The 19,440-nt window shown below is 31.8% G+C and carries 20 protein-coding genes; 11 read left to right on the forward strand and 9 right to left on the reverse strand.

The window, feature by feature from the left end:
* Window positions 1–94: 94 nt before the first annotated feature.
* The 8 genes from AB671_RS18805 to AB671_RS18840 all read left to right on the forward strand — a co-directional run bounded on the left by AB671_RS18805 (window position 95) and on the right by AB671_RS18840 (window position 9,947).
* Window positions 95–1,348: a pyridoxal phosphate-dependent aminotransferase gene (locus tag AB671_RS18805; protein WP_066677630.1), complete on the forward strand. Its 1,254-nt coding sequence runs from the start codon at window positions 95–97 to the stop codon at window positions 1,346–1,348.
* Window positions 1,349–1,438: 90 nt separating this feature from the next.
* The gene (locus AB671_RS18810) at window positions 1,439–2,779 is read left to right on the forward strand and encodes a trypsin-like peptidase domain-containing protein (protein ID WP_066677632.1); all 1,341 of its coding nucleotides are present in this window, start codon (window positions 1,439–1,441) and stop codon (window positions 2,777–2,779) included.
* Between the two features lie 421 nt (window positions 2,780–3,200).
* On the forward strand, window positions 3,201–6,050 hold the full coding sequence (locus AB671_RS18815; protein WP_066677634.1) for a VIT domain-containing protein: 2,850 nt from the start codon (window positions 3,201–3,203) through the stop codon (window positions 6,048–6,050).
* A 240-nt stretch (window positions 6,051–6,290) separates the two neighbouring features.
* Entirely contained in the window at window positions 6,291–6,881 is a 591-nt protein-coding gene (locus AB671_RS18820) for a hypothetical protein (RefSeq protein ID WP_066677636.1), read from the forward strand.
* Window positions 6,882–7,005: 124 nt separating this feature from the next.
* Complete coding sequence (gene kdsB, locus AB671_RS18825; protein WP_066677638.1) at window positions 7,006–7,728, forward strand: 3-deoxy-manno-octulosonate cytidylyltransferase; 723 nt, start codon at window positions 7,006–7,008, stop codon at window positions 7,726–7,728.
* Between the two features lie 114 nt (window positions 7,729–7,842).
* Window positions 7,843–8,505 carry a histidine kinase gene (locus AB671_RS18830; protein ID WP_066677641.1) on the forward strand — a complete coding sequence of 221 codons (663 nt, stop codon included), beginning with the start codon at window positions 7,843–7,845 and terminating at the stop codon, window positions 8,503–8,505.
* 15 nt (window positions 8,506–8,520) lie between these two features.
* Window positions 8,521–9,099 carry a glutathione peroxidase gene (locus tag AB671_RS18835; protein WP_066677643.1) on the forward strand — a complete coding sequence of 193 codons (579 nt, stop codon included), beginning with the start codon at window positions 8,521–8,523 and terminating at the stop codon, window positions 9,097–9,099.
* A gap of 56 nt (window positions 9,100–9,155) precedes the next feature.
* Window positions 9,156–9,947, forward strand: a complete 792-nt coding sequence (locus AB671_RS18840) for a tetratricopeptide repeat protein (RefSeq protein WP_066677645.1) — start codon at window positions 9,156–9,158, stop codon at window positions 9,945–9,947.
* Window positions 9,948–9,955: 8 nt separating this feature from the next.
* Here the strand turns inward: AB671_RS18840 and AB671_RS18845 are convergent, their stop codons facing one another.
* Window positions 9,956–10,438 carry an Lrp/AsnC family transcriptional regulator gene (locus AB671_RS18845; protein ID WP_157444260.1) on the reverse strand — a complete coding sequence of 161 codons (483 nt, stop codon included), beginning with the start codon at window positions 10,436–10,438 and terminating at the stop codon, window positions 9,956–9,958.
* Between the two features lie 107 nt (window positions 10,439–10,545).
* Between AB671_RS18845 and AB671_RS18850 the strand changes: the two genes are divergently transcribed.
* Entirely contained in the window at window positions 10,546–11,460 is a 915-nt protein-coding gene (locus AB671_RS18850; RefSeq protein ID WP_066677647.1) for a DMT family transporter, read from the forward strand.
* On the opposite strand, the gene AB671_RS18855 is transcribed toward AB671_RS18850, so the two are convergent.
* Window positions 11,457–12,110 carry a metal-dependent transcriptional regulator gene (locus AB671_RS18855; protein WP_066677649.1) on the reverse strand — a complete coding sequence of 218 codons (654 nt, stop codon included), beginning with the start codon at window positions 12,108–12,110 and terminating at the stop codon, window positions 11,457–11,459. The genes AB671_RS18850 and AB671_RS18855 overlap by 4 nt on opposite strands.
* 85 nt (window positions 12,111–12,195) lie before the next feature.
* On the opposite strand from AB671_RS18855, the gene AB671_RS18860 reads away from it, so the two are divergent.
* Window positions 12,196–13,227 (forward strand): threonine aldolase family protein, encoded by a 1,032-nt coding sequence (locus AB671_RS18860; protein ID WP_066677651.1) that lies wholly within the window; start codon window positions 12,196–12,198, stop codon window positions 13,225–13,227.
* 45 nt (window positions 13,228–13,272) lie between these two features.
* On the opposite strand, the gene AB671_RS18865 is transcribed toward AB671_RS18860, so the two are convergent.
* From AB671_RS18865 to AB671_RS18895, 7 genes are all read right to left on the reverse strand, one after another.
* Window positions 13,273–13,584 (reverse strand): hypothetical protein, encoded by a 312-nt coding sequence (locus AB671_RS18865; protein ID WP_066677653.1) that lies wholly within the window; start codon window positions 13,582–13,584, stop codon window positions 13,273–13,275.
* A 22-nt stretch (window positions 13,585–13,606) separates the two neighbouring features.
* The gene (locus AB671_RS18870) at window positions 13,607–14,110 is read right to left on the reverse strand and encodes a hypothetical protein (protein WP_066677657.1); all 504 of its coding nucleotides are present in this window, start codon (window positions 14,108–14,110) and stop codon (window positions 13,607–13,609) included.
* A 426-nt stretch (window positions 14,111–14,536) separates the two neighbouring features.
* Window positions 14,537–14,869, reverse strand: a complete 333-nt coding sequence (locus AB671_RS18875; protein ID WP_066680911.1) for a DMT family transporter — start codon at window positions 14,867–14,869, stop codon at window positions 14,537–14,539.
* A gap of 18 nt (window positions 14,870–14,887) precedes the next feature.
* Window positions 14,888–16,120 carry a MutS-related protein gene (locus AB671_RS18880; RefSeq protein WP_066680910.1) on the reverse strand — a complete coding sequence of 411 codons (1,233 nt, stop codon included), beginning with the start codon at window positions 16,118–16,120 and terminating at the stop codon, window positions 14,888–14,890.
* Window positions 16,121–16,155: 35 nt separating this feature from the next.
* Window positions 16,156–17,088 (reverse strand): NADP-dependent oxidoreductase, encoded by a 933-nt coding sequence (locus AB671_RS18885; protein ID WP_066680909.1) that lies wholly within the window; start codon window positions 17,086–17,088, stop codon window positions 16,156–16,158.
* Between the two features lie 27 nt (window positions 17,089–17,115).
* Window positions 17,116–17,703 (reverse strand): nucleosidase, encoded by a 588-nt coding sequence (locus tag AB671_RS18890; protein WP_066680907.1) that lies wholly within the window; start codon window positions 17,701–17,703, stop codon window positions 17,116–17,118.
* Between the two features lie 14 nt (window positions 17,704–17,717).
* Window positions 17,718–18,416 (reverse strand): DsbA family oxidoreductase, encoded by a 699-nt coding sequence (locus AB671_RS18895; protein ID WP_066680904.1) that lies wholly within the window; start codon window positions 18,414–18,416, stop codon window positions 17,718–17,720.
* A gap of 145 nt (window positions 18,417–18,561) precedes the next feature.
* On the opposite strand from AB671_RS18895, the gene AB671_RS18900 reads away from it, so the two are divergent.
* A complete protein-coding gene (locus AB671_RS18900; RefSeq protein WP_066680902.1) occupies window positions 18,562–19,392 on the forward strand; it encodes a serine hydrolase domain-containing protein in 831 nt (276 codons plus the stop codon).
* Window positions 19,393–19,440: the final 48 nt, after the last annotated feature.

Below are 19,440 nucleotides of genomic sequence, written 5' to 3' on the forward strand. Positions count from 1 at the left end.
AATAACATAACAAGTATCTAATTAATTTATAATTCTAAATACTATAACCTAATTCCTCACACCTAAAAATCTAATATATTAAAAGTAAATAAAAGTGAAAGTTTCAAAATTAGCAGCGAACCTTATTGGTTCTGAAATTGTAAAAATTGGTAATGAAGTAAATGATTTAAAGGCGAAAGGGGCAGAGATTGCTAATCTTACGATTGGTGATTTGAACTCAAATCTTTACCCGATTCCTGCAGAATTAAAAGAAGAAATTCAGAAAGCGTATCAGAATAACTTAACCAATTATCCGCCTGCAAACGGATTGTTGTCATTAAGAAATGAAGTTTCTAAAGACTTGAAAACAAGATGGAATTTGGATTATTCTGCAAACGATATCTTGATCACAGCAGGTTCAAGACCTTTGATCTATGCGGTTTATAAAGTAATCGTTGACGAAGGTGACAAGGTAATTTATCCTACACCGTCTTGGAACAACAATCATTATGCTTATCTTACTTCTGCAGACGCAATTGAAGTTAAAACAACTCCCGAAAACAATTTTTTACCAACTGCTGCAGATTTAAAACCACACTTAAACGGAGCAGTACTTTTAGCGCTTTGTTCGCCGTTAAATCCTACTGGAACGATGTTTACAGAAGCTCAGCTAAGAGAAATCTGTGAAATGATTTTGGAAGAAAATGCAAAAAGAGGAGCAGACGAAAAGCCTTTGTACTTAATGTATGATCAGATCTATTCTAATCTTACTTTTGGAGCTAAACATGTAGATCCTGTTTCACTTTTCCCGGAAATGAGAGAATTTACAATCTACATCGAAGGTATTTCTAAATGTCTTGCTGCAACCGGAGTGCGTGTAGGATGGGGATTCGGTCCGGCTCATATTATTGATAAAATGAAAGCTTTATTGACTCACGTTGGAGCTTGGGCTCCAAAACCGGAACAGGAAGCAACTGCAAAATATTTCCAGAATGCAGAAAATGTAAACACATTTATCAATGATTTTAAAGGGAAATTAGAAGCAAGTTTAAAAGTTCTTCACAATGGGATCCAGGATTTAAAAACTAAAGGTTTATCTGTTGAAAGTATCGAACCGATGGGAGCACTTTACCTGACAATCAAGTTAGATTATATTGGAAAAACAAAACCTGATGGATCAATTATTGAAAATTCTTCAGATTTGGTTTTCTATCTAATTAATGAAGCAGGTGTAGCTTTAGTTCCTTTCTCTGCATTTGGAGAATCGAAGTCTGAGCCTTGGTTCAGAGCTTCTGTAGGTGGTTTAGATATCACCGAAATCGAAACAATGATGCCGAAACTGGAAAATGCTTTAAATAATTTAAAATAGTTTAAAAATTTTTTCTAAATTTATATCAAGTTGATTCTTAATTTTAAGAATCAACTTTTTTATTATAAATACTTAATAACTGTAACACAAATGGATAATGAAAAAAAAGAATCCAACCAGAATGAGTTGGAACAAAATCAGCCACAACAAAACAATAATTCGCATTCTGATGACTTTTCAGAACAGCAAAATTCTGAATCAGAAAATATAATTACTGAAAATTCTACAAATGAGATTCTGGAGCAGCCTGCAGAAGAACCTCCTAAAGAAAGCTTACTCGTAACCGAAAAAAAGAAGAAAAATCCTTACAAGATGGCGTTTTTTAGCTTGGGTGGGATTATTCTTTTAGGTGGAGCTTCTTATTTTGGATACCAATACTACAAAAATCATCAGGTTATACCTGTCATTGAAAATGTCTGCTTAGATACCGATACCAAAATTTACGATGCTTATAAAGATGCTGTGGTAATGGTGAAGCACAGATATGCTTTTGTTGCAAGAATTAAAGGAAAAGAAATTCAGCTGAATATTCCTGAAGCTTCTGAGGAAACACTTTTTGGAACCGCATTTTTTGTTGACAAAAAAGGAACTATGATCTCAAACAGCCATGTTCTTCAACCTTGGAATTCTCCGGAAAATGTTGATAAAATAAATACTGATGCTTCAAATATCCGCAGAAAAATAGCTTCTATACTTACCACAGATATTTCTGAAGATGGTTACGAAACTTTTATTGCATCCAATTGGGGAAATGCATCTTCTGAATATAATGAAGAAGGCGGATATCATGAAGGAGATAGTGAAGAGGGAGGAGGTGAAGAGTTTATAAATTCAAATGATGTCGCTGTAGATTCTGCTAGAACTTCTGATGATATTGCAGCATCAATTCCTCAGAAAGATTATGTTTCAGAAGACGAAATCGAAGTGTATATGAAAACAGTAGATATTTCTGTCGCTTTACATAATTCTGCTGAAGTATGGTTGCCTTGTACCATTGAAAAAATTTCGGAAGATCAATCTGTAGACTTAGGAGTTTTACAATTAACCACAAAAGAAACTCCAAATACGGTAGTAAATATCATCAATCTTGACAATGCATTAACCGATGATCAAAGTTTGCGTCCCGGGGAAAAAGCAGTGATGATTGGCTATCCTTTAGGGGAAGATTTAGCACAAACCATTTCAGGAATTAAAGTACAGTTGTATAACGGACAAATCAGTAAAGAATCTGATGGAACAAAAATTCAATACACCGTCACTTCAACACATGGCGCGAGCGGAGCTCCTATTTTTAATAACTGCGGATCCCTTATCGCTGTAAATTTTAGCGGTGTTGAAAAAGTTCAGGGTTACAATTTTGGAATTATTGCCAAGAAAATTTACTCTGTATATCCTGTTATAGCGGGTGAAGCAAAACCAAGTACGGAATAATCATAATATCAAAATATTTATTTGCTGTTATGAATAACAAAAAAATAGAAAAACAATTATTGAGTGTTCATGAAATTACTGCATATTTAAGCCACTTATTGCACCAGATTATTTACTATCTCCGTTGCTCTGGAAGAGCAAAACCTGTGTAGCAAAATATACAATACGAAGACCGCGCTCCATAGGAGCGCTACCTTTAATTTAATTTAAATGGTGATATGATGATTTTTTTTAAGTTGTTATTTACTATCTCCATTGCTCCAGAGGAGCAAAATCTGTGTAGCAAAAATATACAACACGAAGACTGCGCTCCGTAGGAGTGCTACCTTTATCGGATTGAAAATTTGAATGAGCAACATTATAATCAGATTTTCCGTAATTAATTTAAACCAATTTATTATAACAAAAAACAAAATATCAGATGAAAAAAATTAATAGTTTAATTGCAACTTTGCTTTTCAGTATAGCATTTGCGCAAATTCCAACATTGGAAGTTGAAAATCAGAAAAAACATCCTGTTATTCTACAGGAAGCTAAAATTGACACCAAAATTTTAGGAAATCTTGCAACGACAACGGCAACATACACTTTCTATAATCCGAGCAACAGAATTCTGGAAGGAAAACTTACTTTTCCTCTTCCGGAAGGTGTTTCTGTGAGTGGTTATGCTTTGGATATCAACGGAAAACTCAGAAATGCAGTTCCCGTTCCTAAAGAAAGAGCTAAAGAAGTTTTCGAAAGTATTGAAAGAAGAAATGTAGATCCCGGAATTATTGAAAAAGTAGAAGGAAATAATTTCAGAACGAGAATTTATCCTATTCCTCAAAAGGGTAGCCGAACAATTCAGATTACTTATCATCAGGAGTTAAAGAATGTTGCTTCAGATTATCAATATTTTTTAAGCTTTGCGAATGCAACGACAATTCCGAAATTCAATCTTAGAGTTTGGATAAGCGAAACAGCAACTGTTCCGAAGATTTTAGAAAATCCTGACGGAAGTTTCGCTTTTCAGAAACAGGGAAATCAATGGATTGCAGAAATTTCTAAAACCGATTTTAAACCTAATGAAAGTTTAAAAGTAACAATTCCTAAAAATCAAAATTCATCGAATGTTGTTTTGCAGAAAGCTTCGGGAGACAAATTTTATTTTGCTGCGAATGTAGGATTAGATTTTCCTGTAAAAGAAAAACAAAGATCTCAAAAAATAGCGATTATTTGGGATAATTCTTTCAGTGGATCCAAAAGAAACCGAGATAAAGAATTACAGTTTTTAGATGCTTATTTTTCTGATAATAAGAATGTTTCTGTTTCTTTTTCTTTGTTGAACAACACTTTTGAAAAAGATGAAGAATTCAGTATTACTCAGGGAAATTGGAGTGAACTGAAAAATAAGATTTTAAATTTAAAATATGATGGCGGAACAGATTTCGGAGCTTTAAAAGAAATCAATGGAATAGAAGAATATCTTTTGTTTTCAGATGGAATTTCCAATTTTGGAGATTTAACGATGAAGTTTAAAAAGCCTTTAAACAGTATTGCAAGCACACCAACTTCAGATTTTAATCTGCTTAAATTATTAGCAAATCAATCAGGTGGAAATTTTATTAATTTAAATGAATTAGATACACAAGCAGCTTTAAAAACATACAAAAAATTACCGGTTCGTTTTTTAGGATTTAAAGAAAATCCCAATATGCAGGAATTATTTCCAAATATCGGTTCGGTAATCAACGAGCCTGTCAATATTTTTGGAATTACATCTGGAAATGCGGGGAAATTAACCGCTGTTTTTTCAGTTGGAAATGAAAAATTTGAAATACTTGTCGATTTTTCAAAAGCACAGCAGTTAGAAAATTGGCAGATTGCTCAGTTTTGGGCACAGAGAAAAATTAATGAATTAGAATTAAACTCCACTCAAAACCGTCAGGAAATTAAAAATATCAGTGAACAATTCGGGGTTGTAAGTAAAAACACAAGTTTGATTGTCTTGGATGATATTAATGATTACGTACGCTATAAAATTACTCCGCCACAGGAATTATTAGCTGATTATCAGAAAATTGTTTCTCAAAACAAAGGAAGAGTTTTAGAACAGAGAAAGAATCTTTTATCTAAAGCTTTCGATAAAACAAGAGAACTAAAAACCTGGTGGAATACAGATTTTAAACCTATAGAAAAAAAGGAATATCCAAGAATTTCTAATCAATCAACACCAGTTCCTCAAGCACAAAGAAATGTTCAGATAGAAGAAGCTGTAGTTGTAGGATATAATTCTTCTGCAAAGGCAATGGAAGTTTCAAGTTCAGATGAAATGGTAGATATTATAGCTGCAAAGCCAAAAGGAAAAATCACTTTAGTCGATGTAGAAAGTACAGAAGAATACATGAAAGATTTTCAGAATTTGCAGTCTGTAGAAGTGATTTATCAGAAATATTTAGAAAACCGTTCAAAACATGAAAAGCAGGTTTCTTATTATTTTGACATTTCTAAATTGCTGTTTAAAAAAGGCGATAAAGTACTTTCTCTAAAAGTTTTAAGCACATTAGCTGAGCTAGACCTTGAAAATGAAGAGTTGTACAAAACCATTTATTATCTGTTAAAACAAAGAGGTCATTACGATAAAGAACTTTGGATCACGCAGAAGATCCTTGAATGGCGACCTTTTGACGCACAAAGTCACAGAGATTATGCATTAGCTTTGGTCGATAACAAAAAACCACAAGAAGCTTTAAATATTTATAAATCTTTGCTGTATCAGGAATTTACAGATGAAATTTCAATGCGTGATAACGGAATTGAAGAAATTCTGATTATGGAAATCAACAATATTTTAAAACAAAATAAAAATGTCGACGGAAGTAAAATCGATGATCGTCTGAAAGCAGATTTGCCTGTAGATATTCGTGTCGTGATCAATTGGAATAAAGACAATACAGATATAGATCTTTGGGTAACCGATCCGAAAGGTGAAGATTGCTCTTATCAGCATAAATCTACTGCAATTGGCGGAAGAATAAGTAACGATTTTACGCAAGGTTTCGGACCAGAACAGTTTTTGCTAAAAAAAGCAGTGAAGGGAAAATATAAAATCAAGACCAATTTCTTTGGGGAAAGACAGAATATTCTTTCCGGACCAACGACAGTGATGGCAGAAGTTTATCTTTATTATTCAGACGGAAGACAAGAAAGAAAGATTGCCGTTTTTCAAAGTCAGAAAGAAAATAAAAAGGAAAGTGACAGCAAAATTCTGATTGGAGAATTTGAGTTTTAAGAAAAATCACATAAATTGCCGGAGGTTTGTACTTCGGCAATTTTATTTTTAGTCACGTTTTTTAGATAGATTAATTTGGGCAGCTTTTTCCGCCTGTAGTTTATCCTGAGTTTATCGAAGGGCTCCCGCTTTTTTTGCCTTCACTTCGTTGCGGCAAAAAGAGCTCCGCTCAAGTCGGGCTGCAAAGCAATTCGCTGTTGTACAATTGAAAAAATATTTAAAATTATTTAGAATTTATCGATGAAATTTCCAAAAAAAACTTTTCTTGAAACAAAATGGCTAAGTTATTTCACTTTAGCGATTATCGTTTTGGTCATTTTGAGTGTTTGGCTTTCTGGAACAGATTCTCATCGGTCTTTATTTCAAAATTCTATTGTTTCAACATCTATTTTAGCCGGAGCATTTTTTATTTTTATCAGTTCAGGATTATATTTTGGTTTGAAACTCAAAGATAACGTCGGACATATTTTACATAAAGAAAGAGTTAAAAAATATTCAGATAATATTTCTTTACCAGATGTTTCCGGGTTTGATCCTCCTGCTGTAGGAGACGGAATTGGTGGCGCTATTGCCTCAATTATTTTATGGTTTTTAATTTCAATTGTCTTTGCTTTCTTATTATATTTTTTAGGATTCTTCTTTTGGGCGGCAATTTTATTTTTTGCGGCGATGCTATATTGGATTTTTTTCCGAGCTTTACGATTGGTATTTAAAAATTCAAGAAAATGTAAAGGCGATTTGCTGAAAAGTTTTGCATTTGGATCTTTTTACTCATTTCTGTACATCTCATGGATCTACGGGATCATCTTTTTAGTTAATTATTTAAGCTAAATATTTTATCACAAAAGAATCAATCATTATTTTGTAAGCTTTTGAAAAACGTATAACAGACTAAAATCTTTTGATACTTTTGCGGTTTAAAATATCTTCAATTAAAAATTTATATTTAAATAAAATGAAAATTATCGCTGTTATTCCTGCGCGCTATGAAGCCAGTCGTTTTCCCGCAAAACTGATGCAGATATTAGGTGAAAAAACAGTCATCACAACCACTTACCAAAATGTTGTAGAAACCGGACTTTTCGATGAAGTTTTTGTAGCTACAGATTCTGAAATCATCTTTAATGAAATTCAAAATCACGGTGGAAAAGCTGTAATGACGGGACAACACGAAACTGGAAGCGACCGGATTGCAGAAGCAGTACAAAATATCGACTGTGATATTGTTATCAATGTTCAAGGTGACGAACCGTTTTTAAAATTAGAACCTTTAAAGCAGCTAATAGAAGTTTTTAAAGAAGATGAAAACCAGGAAATTTCTTTAGCTTCATTAAAAATAAAACTTCATGAAAAAGAAGAAATAGAAAACCCGAATAATGTAAAAGTGATTACCGATAACAATGGTTTTGCATTGTATTTCAGTCGTTCTGTAATTCCTTTTCATAGGGAAGTTTCTTATGATGTTGATTATTTTAAACACATTGGAGTGTACGCTTTCAGAAAACACGCTTTGCTTCAATTCTCAAAATTAGAAATGAAACCTTTGGAAATTTCAGAAAAAATAGAATGTATCCGTTATCTGGAGTATGGGATGAAAATCAAATTAATAGAAACCAATTTCATCGGAGTCGGAATCGATACACCGGAAGATTTAGAAAAAGCAAGAAAATTAATTTGAAAATGTATTAATTAGATAATTTGAAAATTGATGTCAGTTTTGCATTTCCAAATTGCCTCATTTTCAAATTTTCAAATTAAAAAAGCCTTATATTTGATTTTATAAATTGATTTAATGAAGAAATTACTCATCGTTTTCGTCCTGGTCATTTCGCAATTGTCTTTTGCTCAGACCGCTAAAGAGATTATAGATAAAAACATAGAATTATCGGGAGGATTAACCAATTGGAAACTTTTAAATTCGGTATTCCTTCAAGGAAAAGTAATTTTAGGAATTAAAGACGAATATCCTATCAAAATATATCAGCAAAGACCTAATTTAACCAAAACAGTTATCACAATCGGTAACAAAGAAACTGCAATTGAAGGGTATGATGGTTCTAAAGGATATGCAATGAATTATGCCACCAATAAGCTGCAAGAGTATAAAGAATACGTTCCTGAAAGCTTTGATAACGATTTCATCGATTGGGAAAATAAAGGTTTTGAAGCAAAGTATTTAGGAAAGGAAAAAGTAGGAGAGATTTATTGTCATAAAGTAGAATTGACGAAAAACGTGAATAAAAACTACTATTATTTCGATACAAAATCGTTCATGCTTTTAAAAGAAATAAAAAAAGATGAAACTTTAACGTATTCAGATTACAAAAAGGTAGGGAATTTGATGATGCCATTCAGATTAGAATCATCAAGCGCCAAAAAAGATGGCGATTATGTGATGCTTCTCAACAAAGTGGAGATTAACAAAGTATTTCCTGCAAACAGTTTTAAATTTTAAAATAAATATCTAAAAATGAAAAAGTTTTTTATAGTGCTAATTTCTTTCATAGCATTTTCTAATAGTTGCGCTCAGAAAAAAAGCGAAGTTTCTAAAGTAAAAACCAAACAGGCTATGTCACAAACAATATACGATTACAAAGTAGACGCTCTTGAAGAAGGCAAAACAATTAATTTTGCAGATTTTAAAGGAAAGAAAATCCTTGTTGTAAACACAGCTTCTGAGTGTGGGTTTACACCACAATACGCAGATTTAGAAAAACTTTCTAAAGAGTACGGCGATAAACTAGTGGTGGTTGGTTTCCCCGCAAATAATTTTGGTGGACAAGAACCTGGAACGAATGTTGAAATCGGTGCTTTTTGCCAGAAAAATTATGGAGTTACTTTTCCTTTAGCTGCTAAAGTTTCTGTAAAAGGAGAGGATACTGCTCCGATTTTTAAATATCTTACTGAAAAACAGTTGAACGGAGTAAAAGACACCGAAGTGAAATGGAACTTTACGAAGTTTTTAATTGACGAAAACGGTAAACTTATCGATAGTTTCGTAAGCAAAGTGAAGCCTACAGATGTAGAAATCACTAAATATTTGAAATAATTATCAAATTATATTTTTAAAGCGGATTTTTTAATCCGCTTTTTTTATTTTTGAACATGAATAAAATTTTTACCATTTTACTTTTAATTGTATCAGTCAATGTTTTTTCACAAGGATATTTTTCTGGTAGTATTAATTATTGTACTCCTCAAAATGAAAATTCTAAGAAAAAATTTGATGCGGTTATAAAGGCTCTTCAGTTTCCCAATCTTTATGATAAAGCCACTCGTGCTATAGTTGATGTAACAGCAAAAGATCCTACATATTGTGATGCATTTTTTATGGCAGGATATTTATTCCGACTTCAAGAAAAGCATAAGGAAGCTCTTGCATACTATTATGTTGCAGATAGTTTGGCTCAAAATAAATCATTAGAATTTAAACAGAATTTGGCAATTGAGTTTATGGTATTTGGAGCTGCCGATGAAGCCCGTAAAAAATATGAAGAAATGACCAAATATTTCCCGACAAATCCGGAAGGTTTCTATGGAATTGGGAATACAGCTATTGTTTTGGCGGATTATGATGCGGGATTAAAAAATCTAAAAATTGCAGAAGATTTATATAAAAAAGAAGGTGGAGTAAGGAAAGATGTGAAATACATGTATGGTATTTTGTATGCTCTAAAGGAAGATTATAAATCCGGTCTGCCATATTTAGACGAAGTTTATTCACAATATAAAAAAGATGATGGATATTTAGCGCTTTATGCTCTTTCTATGCTTAAAAATGCAAAAGAAAATAATGATGCATCTTTAGAGAAGAAAGCAAGAAAATTTTATGATAAAATAAAGGATAGCAAAAATATTGATACAGAAATAAGCAAAAAACTAAAAGCTAATTTTTAATTTAAAGATCATTCTAATTGCTGTAATATCTGATTGGGTAATTCAAGATTAGATTTCAAAGCATCCATAGTGACCATAGTTCGGAAATGATTGATATTTTTATTGCTGTAGAAAATTTTTCTCGTTAAAACTTCGTAATCTTTCATAGAAGGAACCACAATAATTAAAATAAAATCTGAGTCTCCGGTTACAAAATAACATTGTTGCACTTCAGGAGTTGCTGTAAAAATAGCTTTGGCGTGATCGAGTAATTCTATTTTTTCGCTTTCCATAAAAACTTCTACAACCAATGTGACGCAATGATGAATTTTGTTGATATCAATGACCGAAACGTCAGCTTTAATAATTCCAGATTCACGCATTCTTTTAATTCTACGTTGAACAGCGGCTGCAGAAAGCCCAATTTTTTCGCCAATATCTCTTTGAGGAGTCAGGTTATCCTTCTGAAGAATTTTCAAAATTGCGGTGTCAAATTGGTCGATTGATTTCAAAATACAATAATTAGGGTTAAATATGAAACAAAATTGCAAAAAACTATCGATATTTCATTAAAAAGCAAGCTGTTTTTGATGCAATTTTGCAAAATAAATATTGAACAATGAGTGTTTTTAAAGGTTTTCTATTAGCTGTACTTGCAGCATTACTTTGGGGAGTTTCGGGTACTTTCGGGCAATTTCTTTTTCAACAAAGAGGAATTAATATTGAATGGCTGATTACCATAAGGATGTTGATTTCCGGAATATGTTTACTTTTATTCGCAAAATTTTTCGAAAAATCTGACCTGTTTTCTATTTGGAAAAACAAAAAAGATGCTATTCAGCTTGCTGTTTTCAGTATCACCGGGATGCTTGCTGTACAATACACTTATTTTGCAGCGATCAAACATTCAAACGCAGCGACAGCAACGGTTTTGCAATATGCTGGTCCGGTTGTTATCGCTGTTTATTTAGCTTTTAAAAACAAAAAAGTTCCGTTGGTGATTGAGTTTTTAGCTATTATTTTAGCGGTGGTGGGAACTTTTTTATTAGTTACTCACGGGAATATAAATAGTTTAAATATTTCAGGAACTGCTTTATTTTTTGGCTTAGCTTCAGCGGTTGCTTTGGCAATTTATACATTACAACCAGTAAAATTACTTTCAAAATACAAATCTTCGGTGGTCATCGGGTGGGGAATGATGTGTGGTGGTTTAGTTTTCAGTTTTGTGAAGTCTCCTTTCAGTGTTGAAGGAGTCTGGGATTTTCAAACCTATTGGTACACAGCATTCATCGTGATTTTCGGAACGTTAATTGCGTTTTACGCTTATCTTACGGCTGTACAAATTATAGGTGGACAAAAGACCAGTCTTTTAGCTTCAATGGAGCCACTTTCTGCAACAGTTTTGGCGGTACTTTGGCTCAATGTTTCTTTCTCAACCATCGATTGGGTAGGGAGTCTGCTTATTGTTTCAACCGTATTTTTATTAAGTAAAAAACCGAAAAAGTTAAGCGAAGTAAAAGAAACGGTGAACTAATGTTTCACCAGAATCTTTTCGGTTGCTTTCTTGCTGAGAACTTCCGTCTTTCCTGAAATTTCTATCGTAATCGATTTATCGAAATCTTCAATTTTAAGAATTTTAATGGAAGTATTTAAAAGAAGTTTCCTTTCGGTAAGATAATTTAAAAAAGCATCATCGGATAGAGTAACAGAGGTGAAAACGACAGTTTCACCAATTTTACAATTACTTAATTGCTGCAAATCCTGAGCGATGATATTTCCGTCTTTATCGGGGATGGGTTCACCATGAGGATCAAATTTCGGATAATCTAAAATCTCATCCATTTTATCAAAGAAAACCTGAGAATGTACATGTTCCAATTGTTCTGCGATTTCGTGTACATTTTCCCAGCCGAAATTCATCTTTTTAACAAGAAACATTTCGGTAAGACGGTGCTTTCTTACGACTAAAGCAGCTTCACGTCTGCCTTTTTCGGTAACTCTTAGCGGTTTGTAGGTTTCGTAGATTACCCAATTTTTGTCGGCAAATTTCTTCATCATATTATTAACGCTGGGCATTTTTACGTTGAGAAATTTGCTCAGTTCGTTAATCGTCACTTTTCCTTCATGGTCAACTACATGAAACAAAGCTTTCAGATAATTTTCTTCTGTTAATGTTGTTTTCAAAATGTTAGATGATTTTCATTACAAAACTAACAAAATATTTTTTAAATTTTGGTCTTGTTACTTTAAGATTTTTTAATTTTACACTATGAAATTTTCTTTTAAAAACGATTATTCCGAAGGGTGTCATCCAAGGATATTAGAATCACTTTTTCGAAATAATCTTAATCAGCAGGCAGGGTATGGTGAAGATGATTATTCTAAAAAAGCCAAAGAATTAATTAAAACTAAAATTGAAAATCCAGAGGCAGAAGTGTATTTTGTTTCTGGAGGAACTCAGGCAAATCTTATTGTAATTTCTTCAATTTTAAGACCTTATCAATGTGTGATTTCTGCTGCAACCGGCCATATTTTAAATAATGAAACAGGAGCGATAGAAGCGACCGGCCATAAAGTTTTAAGTATAGAAAAAGAAGACGGAAAACTCTTTCCGGAAGATATTATCCCTGTTTTAGAAAGCCATCAGAATGTTCCGCATCAGGTAATGCCGAAGCTGGTTTATATTTCAAACTCTACCGAGCTTGGAACAATTTACACAAAAACAGAACTTGAAAATCTTTCTAAGTTTTGTAAAGAAAACAGCCTGTATCTTTTTATGGACGGAGCTCGATTGGGCCACGCTTTGACTTCAGAAAACAACGATTTAGACTTAAAAAGTATCGCAGAATTAACCGATATTTTCTATCTAGGAGGTACCAAAAATGGAGCTTTGTTCGGGGAAGTAATTATTATTACTGAAAATGATTTGCGTCAGGATTTCGCCTTTAATATAAAGCAAAAAGGTGCATTGCTAGCAAAAGGAAGGATTTTGGGAATTCAATTTTTGGAATTAATGCGAGATAATCTTTATTTTGATCTAGCCAAAAACGCAAACCAACAGGCGATGAAGATTAAAAAAGCTTTGTCTGAAAGGGGAGTGCAGTTCCTCTCTGATACCACTACCAACCAGATTTTCCCGATTTTGAGCAATGAAATTATTGATGCTTTATCTGAAAAATTTGAATTTTATATTTGGAAAAAAATAGACGGAAATTTATCTGCAATTCGTTTAATTACTTCATGGAATACTCAGAATGAACCTGTTGAGGAGTTTATTAAAACTTTTAATAGTGAATTATAATTTAAAAATGCAACTCAAAAGAGCTGCATTTTTAAATTTACTTAATCAATTCATCATAGTTTTTATCCCTTCAATAACTTCGTTTTCAAAGTCTTTAATTTTCTGTTTTTTTGACCAAACATAAAGGCCAATAGGCAACATGATAATTAAAAAAGGCATAGAATCGAGCTGAGTTGTTGTCGTAACTTTTCCGGTATCAGGATTTGTATCGATTTTTACATTTCCTGTCAGTGTAAAGCCACTTTTCCTAACCTGTAGCGCTCCAAAACTGGTTTGAATTTTATACTGCGGAAATTTTTTTCTTAATTCTTCAATAAATTCATTTTTTGTAAATGGTTTTACATTAAAATTTTGCATAAAGATTTAGTTTTATTGTAATTTAATTTAAAGCTTTTGTGACGACCTTGCAATCAACTGTTTCCAGTTTTTGTCCGTCTTTATAAGTTATTTTCTTTTCATCTGCATAACGCATTGTTCCGTTTTCATCTTTTTGATCTCCAATTCCTTCTGTTAAAACATTACCTTTCTGGATGAAGTAAATATCTCTTTTGCTCGTTGTTCCTTCAGAGGCAAATTCATAAGTCAGCTTTAAAGTATCACCCGATTTAAATCCAAATAATTCACCTTTTGAACTGTCTTTTTCACTGTTTTTATAGACCATTTTTCCTGAAATGGTACCTAAATTATCGTCGAGGCTTACAAAAACGCTGTCTTTTCCTGTAACTCCCAAATAACAGAAGGCTTTTGCGCCTAATGTATCAAAAACAGGTTCTGCAGGATTTTCAAATGAATCTGTAGTTACGACAGGTTTTATTTTTTCATTTTTTTTATTACAGCTCATTGTCAAAACTGACAACGCACCGAGTATAATATATTTTTTCATAATTTCAATATTATGTTAAATTTTATAACTGCTAATTTAAACATAAAAAAATCGGGTACTAATTTGAAATTTCATCTAAAAATCCTAATCGCTGAGAATCGTTTAAAAAATATTTTTCACATCCTATAAGTTTAATTAAAATTACACGATGTGTTTTTTTTCTTTTTTTTTTCAATTTTATCATTTATATAACTGAAAGATGAAATTTTGAATATTAGCTTTTCATTATCAATTAAAGATTGCAACTTTAAAGAACTATCAATAATCAAGCCTTTGAAATTCGGACTTATCATGATTTAATAAATTTTATATTAATTATTAAAATGATATTCTATATTTATCAAGAATCAAAAAATCCTATAATTTATATTATGTTAAATTGTATATTTTTCTACAAATTAAAAATTCTAAAAATCGGTCTTGTAACTAATGAGACGCCGATTTTGAAAATACATTAATAATCACTACTCCGATAATAATTAAAGCTATTCCTAAAATTGCAGGAAGATCAAGAGTTTGCTTATAAACAAAGTAGCCCACTAAAGAAATTAAAACAATTCCTACTGCAGACCAAATCGCATAAGCGATTCCAATTGGAATAACCTTGATTGCGTGTGTCAGCAAATAAAAAGATGCCGACATTGCTACAACAAAAATTATAGTTTGCAATGGTTTTGTAAATCCTTCAGAAGCTTTTAAAAAAGATGTAGCAACAGATTCGAAAAGTATTGCAAATGCTAAAAATATATAGTTTTTCATATGTAGATTTTTTATTAATTAATGTTGTTTTAGTAGATCATTCAAACCATATTTATCAAAAAGTAATTTTCCAATTTCAAGTTTAGACCATCCTTCTTTTAATTTGTAAGTAAATGTTAACTCATTATCTGTAAGAAAAGATTCCAGATTTAGCAACATAATGTTCTTATTGTTCACTAAATAATTTTCTATCAAATTTAAATGAGTTGAAAAAACAAACATTGAGTTTTTATATTTAGATAAGCCATCAATCGTATCAACAGTTATTTTTGCAGCATCATTTATATTGGTTCCACTAAATATTTCATCAAAAACAACGAAGCAGTTTTTGGTCTTTAATTCCTGGAGCACATTTCTGAGATTTATAATTTCCTGCATAAAATGGCTATATCCTTCTTTTAAATTATCATTTACAGAAAAATGTAAAAATATTCTTTCATAAAACGGAATATTACAATGCCCAGCCGGAACTGCAACTCCTAAATGAGCCAACAAAACAATGATGCTGATTGATTTCATTGCTGTAGATTTACCCGACATGTTGGCTCCAGTAAAAATAATCGTATTCTTTTCTTTTATGTTTATCGTATTTTTAACTGCATCTTTTAAATCTAAATGATAAAAATCCTCAATCGCAAAATGGGCATTAGAATTAAAATGGGGAAATTTTAAATGGTGTTGGTGTATTCCTTTTGTAATGCTTGAATAAACATCAAACATGTAGAAGAAATTCCAAAATGATATAAAGTTTCCGTTTTTAACTTCAGCTTCTACTTTAGATAAGATATTTTTTCGTTGTTTAAAATTTAAGATTTTATAATGATATTCATTTATAGATAATGAATTGATAAATTGAATGTTTTTTTCAATTTCATCACAATAATCTTTACAAAGATGTGATTTCTGAAAGTTTTTTAATACAACTTCAAAACGATGAAAAAACTCTATAAATAAAGAAATATTATTATTGATCTGGTTGAAAAACTCTCTGTATGTAATTTTTGTCAGCAGATTATAATTGTCGGAATTTACTTCACCTAAGAACTTTTGAATAGAAGAAATAATATTTTCACTACACTTGTATTCGTTAATAAGCTGGAAGTTTTCTAAAAACATTTTCAGCTTTTGCTGCGTGTATAAAGTTTGGTTTTTATTAAAGTTTTTTTGACTAAAAAATGATACTAAATACTGTTTAGACTTTCTGGTTTGGGTAAAATTAAAATGTGATATTATTTCAGAAATATTCTCCATAATTCATTTGTGTTGATGGTTTTAAATTGTTATTTCTAGAAATTTACCACGATTTTCCCAACCGTTCTACCCTTTTCCAATTCTTTATGAGCATTAGATATTTCATTAAATTGATAAGTTTTATAAATATGTGGTTTTAAAACTCCTCTTTCTAAAATTTTGGCAAGTTCTTCCATATCTTTTCCATTAGACTGCACCAACATTTTCAACCCATCTGCTTTTACAGAAGCAGCTTTTTCTTCTACATCCTCATTTAAACCGCTAGGAATGCTAATGATGATTCCACCTTCTTCTAAAACTTTTACAGAATTGTCTATATTTTCACCACCAATCGTATCTAAAATAAAATCAAACTTTTCATCGGAATTTTCCCAGTCATAATTTTTATAATCGATATGCTGATCAGCTCCGAGACTCAATACAAACTCTTTGTTCTTTGCGGATGAAGTTCCTGTTACAGAAGCTCCCAAATATTTTGCAATCTGAACAGCGAAATGACCTACTCCACCCGAAGCAGCATGAATCAAAACATTCTGACCTTCTTTCACTTCCGCTTTTTCAATTGCCTGTAAAGCGGTTAACGCCGCTAAACTTGTCGCTGCAGCTTTTTCAAAATTGATATTTTTTGGTTTTAAAGCTAAATGATTTTCAGAAGCAGCAACAAATTGAGCATAACCTTTTCCATGTCCCGGAAAATTAATCATTCCAAAAACTTCATCATTCAATTTAAATTTTGAAGAATTGGTTTCGACTACAATTCCGGAAATATCCCAACCTAAAATCAATGGATTTTCATCTTTTAGTTTTTGAAAAGCTCCTTTACCTGAACGGGTTTTTACATCTATTGGATTGATACTAATAGATTTTACTTCAATTAAAACTTCATCTTCTTTAATAGTTGGTTTTTCGATTTCTCTAAGCTTCAAATTTTCTGTTCCACCTGAGTTTTCTAAGATAATTGCCTTCATATTTTGATTTTAGTTTGGCTTTAAATTTTACACTTCTGTAAACAAAATTTGCTTAAATGCTTCCGAAGCAAGATGTACCTGAACCGACCAATCATCCGCAGCATCACTTCCCGCATCGTCAGAAATATATTTTAAACCTAAAAACGGAATATTTTCCTGCATCGCGATTAATGCCAAAGGATAAGCTTCCATATCGATGACGTTGTATTCGGTGTTGATATGGTTCATCTCAAAACTGTCACCACTTCCACAAATTCCTTCTGGTAAATTATCCATTTTAAGCCCGTTTTCCAAAACAATAGGAATTCCGGATAGCGGAGTTTCAAATTTTTTAAAACCTAAACCTTGAGCATCCATATCCCGCTGAATAAATCTTGTACAACAGATAACCTCTCCTTTTTTGAAACCGTTTCCGCCTGCAGAACCTAGATTGATGATCAGTTTTGGTTTTTTCTCCTGAATTGCTTTTGTTAATGCAATGGCTGCATTTACTTTTCCTATTCCTGTAATTAATTTTCGGGTGTGATCAAATACTTTTCCTGCTTCTGAATCTAATGCAAACACAAAAAGAGTTTCGGAAATCGGATAGCTCAATTCTTTATTTAATGTGATCATAAAATTATATTATGTTAAATTGAACAACCATCTATATCACAAGACAAATTGTTTTGTGTATCATCTTTAAAAGGAACTACGGTTTCTTCATAAGTCTGGGTTAAAGCATTTTTCAAAACTTCTGCAGGTTGTGCGCCAGAAACGGTATATTTACCATTTAGAATAAAAAACGGAACTCCCGAAATACCATTGTTTCTAGCTTCCAAAATATCCTGATTGATTTCGTAATCGAATTCTTCAGATTGTAAAGATTTTTTTGCTTCTTCAGCGTCGATTCCTAAAGAAACTGCTAAAGAAACCAAAGTTTCTATATCTCCCACATTTTTTCCATCCAGAAAATGAGCTTTAAACAACTCCTCCTCCATTTCATTAGACTTATTATGTTTTTTCGCTAAATGAAGAAGTTTATGAGCGGTAAAAGTATTGGTAATCAGAGCTTTTTCAAAATTGAAATCAATTCCAGAAGCTTTTCCCATTTGAATTACCTGATTGGTCATTTGCTTTGCCTGTTCTTCCGGAAAACCTTTTTTTTCTCTGAAATATTCTGCAGTTGTTTTTGTTTCAACCAGCTCCAAAGTTGGGTCAAGTTGAAAGCTCTTCCACTCTACTTTTACCTCATCTTTGAACGGTAAAGTTTCTAAAGCCTGTTCAAAATTTTTCTTTCCGATATAGCAAAACGGACACATTACATCCGACCAAATTTCTATTTTCATTTTATTTAAAATTTACGTAAAGATAATGATTCGTTCAATGATTGCCAGATTTTAGGAAATAAAAAAATGTATTAAGCGCAATAGTTTTTTTCCATGAAATAATGTAAAAGATTATATTTGAAAATTCTAAAAAATTCACAGAATAATGATTTCAAAAAAGATAATTTCTACCTTTCTTATTTTTTCTTTAAGCGTAAATGCTTTTTCTCAAACCGATAAAAATTGGCAAAATAAAATTGACAGTGTTATCCAGATAAAAACTCCGACATCATTTAATGGTATTATTTTAATTTCTAAAAAAGGGAAAACAGTATATTCTAAAGCTTTGGGATTCTCAGATATTGAAAATAAAACTCCGTTGAAAATGAATAACCATTTTGAGATCATGTCTAATACCAAACAAGTTACCTCGGTTTTAGTTTTAAAAGAAGTTGAAAAAGGAAAAATTAATCTTCAAAATCCAATTAAAAAATATTTACCAGAATTAACACAAACTTGGGCAGATTCTGTGACGGTTCATCAGCTTTTGAATCACACTCACGGAATTGTTGATGTTGAAAAACCATTAATTTTCAAGCCTGGAACTGATTTTAAATATGGCAACCTTTCAAATAACCTTTTAGGGAAAATTGTTGAAAATGTATCAGGGAAATCATACATGGAATTGGCTTCAAAATTATTTAAGCAGTTAAAAATGAATGATACATTCTGCTATTCTAAAAACGATAAACGAAATCTTGTTTTTGGCTACATCAATAAAGAAAACAAGTTCACGAAAGTAGAAAATTCGATGATCAATGAAGAAAATTTACCTGCAGACGGAGTCATTTCTACAGTAAACGATTTAGTAATTTGGAATAATCAACTTCATAAAGGTGAAATTTTAAGCCCAAAATCTTATCAATTAATGACCTCAGAATCTGCAAAATCTCAGCATTGTAATCTTCCCCAAAAACCGTATCATTTAAAAATATAGTTTTTAAATTTGGAAGACTATGAAAAACAGTAAATTTTCAGAAGTTCA

It is taken from the genome of Chryseobacterium sp. BGARF1, assembly GCF_001677955.1.
Taxonomy (GTDB): Bacteria; Bacteroidota; Bacteroidia; order Flavobacteriales; family Weeksellaceae; genus Chryseobacterium.

What these genes read in the sequence shown, in the direction of transcription:
- AB671_RS18860 (WP_066677651.1), top strand. Translation starts at nt 12,196, where the DNA reads ATGAAATTTTCTTTTAAAAACGATTATTCCGAAGGGTGTCATCCAAGG.
- AB671_RS18830 (WP_066677641.1), top strand. Translation starts at nt 7,843, where the DNA reads ATGAAGAAATTACTCATCGTTTTCGTCCTGGTCATTTCGCAATTGTCT.
- AB671_RS18820 (WP_066677636.1), top strand. Translation starts at nt 6,291, where the DNA reads ATGAAATTTCCAAAAAAAACTTTTCTTGAAACAAAATGGCTAAGTTAT.
- AB671_RS18890 (WP_066680907.1), bottom strand. Translation starts at nt 17,703, where the DNA reads ATGATCACATTAAATAAAGAATTGAGCTATCCGATTTCCGAAACTCTT.
- AB671_RS18895 (WP_066680904.1), bottom strand. Translation starts at nt 18,416, where the DNA reads ATGAAAATAGAAATTTGGTCGGATGTAATGTGTCCGTTTTGCTATATC.
- kdsB (WP_066677638.1), top strand. Translation starts at nt 7,006, where the DNA reads ATGAAAATTATCGCTGTTATTCCTGCGCGCTATGAAGCCAGTCGTTTT.
- AB671_RS18810 (WP_066677632.1), top strand. Translation starts at nt 1,439, where the DNA reads ATGGATAATGAAAAAAAAGAATCCAACCAGAATGAGTTGGAACAAAAT.
- AB671_RS18865 (WP_066677653.1), bottom strand. Translation starts at nt 13,584, where the DNA reads ATGCAAAATTTTAATGTAAAACCATTTACAAAAAATGAATTTATTGAA.
- AB671_RS18880 (WP_066680910.1), bottom strand. Translation starts at nt 16,120, where the DNA reads ATGGAGAATATTTCTGAAATAATATCACATTTTAATTTTACCCAAACC.
- AB671_RS18900 (WP_066680902.1), top strand. Translation starts at nt 18,562, where the DNA reads ATGATTTCAAAAAAGATAATTTCTACCTTTCTTATTTTTTCTTTAAGC.
- AB671_RS18835 (WP_066677643.1), top strand. Translation starts at nt 8,521, where the DNA reads ATGAAAAAGTTTTTTATAGTGCTAATTTCTTTCATAGCATTTTCTAAT.
- AB671_RS18850 (WP_066677647.1), top strand. Translation starts at nt 10,546, where the DNA reads ATGAGTGTTTTTAAAGGTTTTCTATTAGCTGTACTTGCAGCATTACTT.
- AB671_RS18840 (WP_066677645.1), top strand. Translation starts at nt 9,156, where the DNA reads ATGAATAAAATTTTTACCATTTTACTTTTAATTGTATCAGTCAATGTT.
- AB671_RS18875 (WP_066680911.1), bottom strand. Translation starts at nt 14,869, where the DNA reads ATGAAAAACTATATATTTTTAGCATTTGCAATACTTTTCGAATCTGTT.
- AB671_RS18870 (WP_066677657.1), bottom strand. Translation starts at nt 14,110, where the DNA reads ATGAAAAAATATATTATACTCGGTGCGTTGTCAGTTTTGACAATGAGC.
- AB671_RS18815 (WP_066677634.1), top strand. Translation starts at nt 3,201, where the DNA reads ATGAAAAAAATTAATAGTTTAATTGCAACTTTGCTTTTCAGTATAGCA.
- AB671_RS18885 (WP_066680909.1), bottom strand. Translation starts at nt 17,088, where the DNA reads ATGAAGGCAATTATCTTAGAAAACTCAGGTGGAACAGAAAATTTGAAG.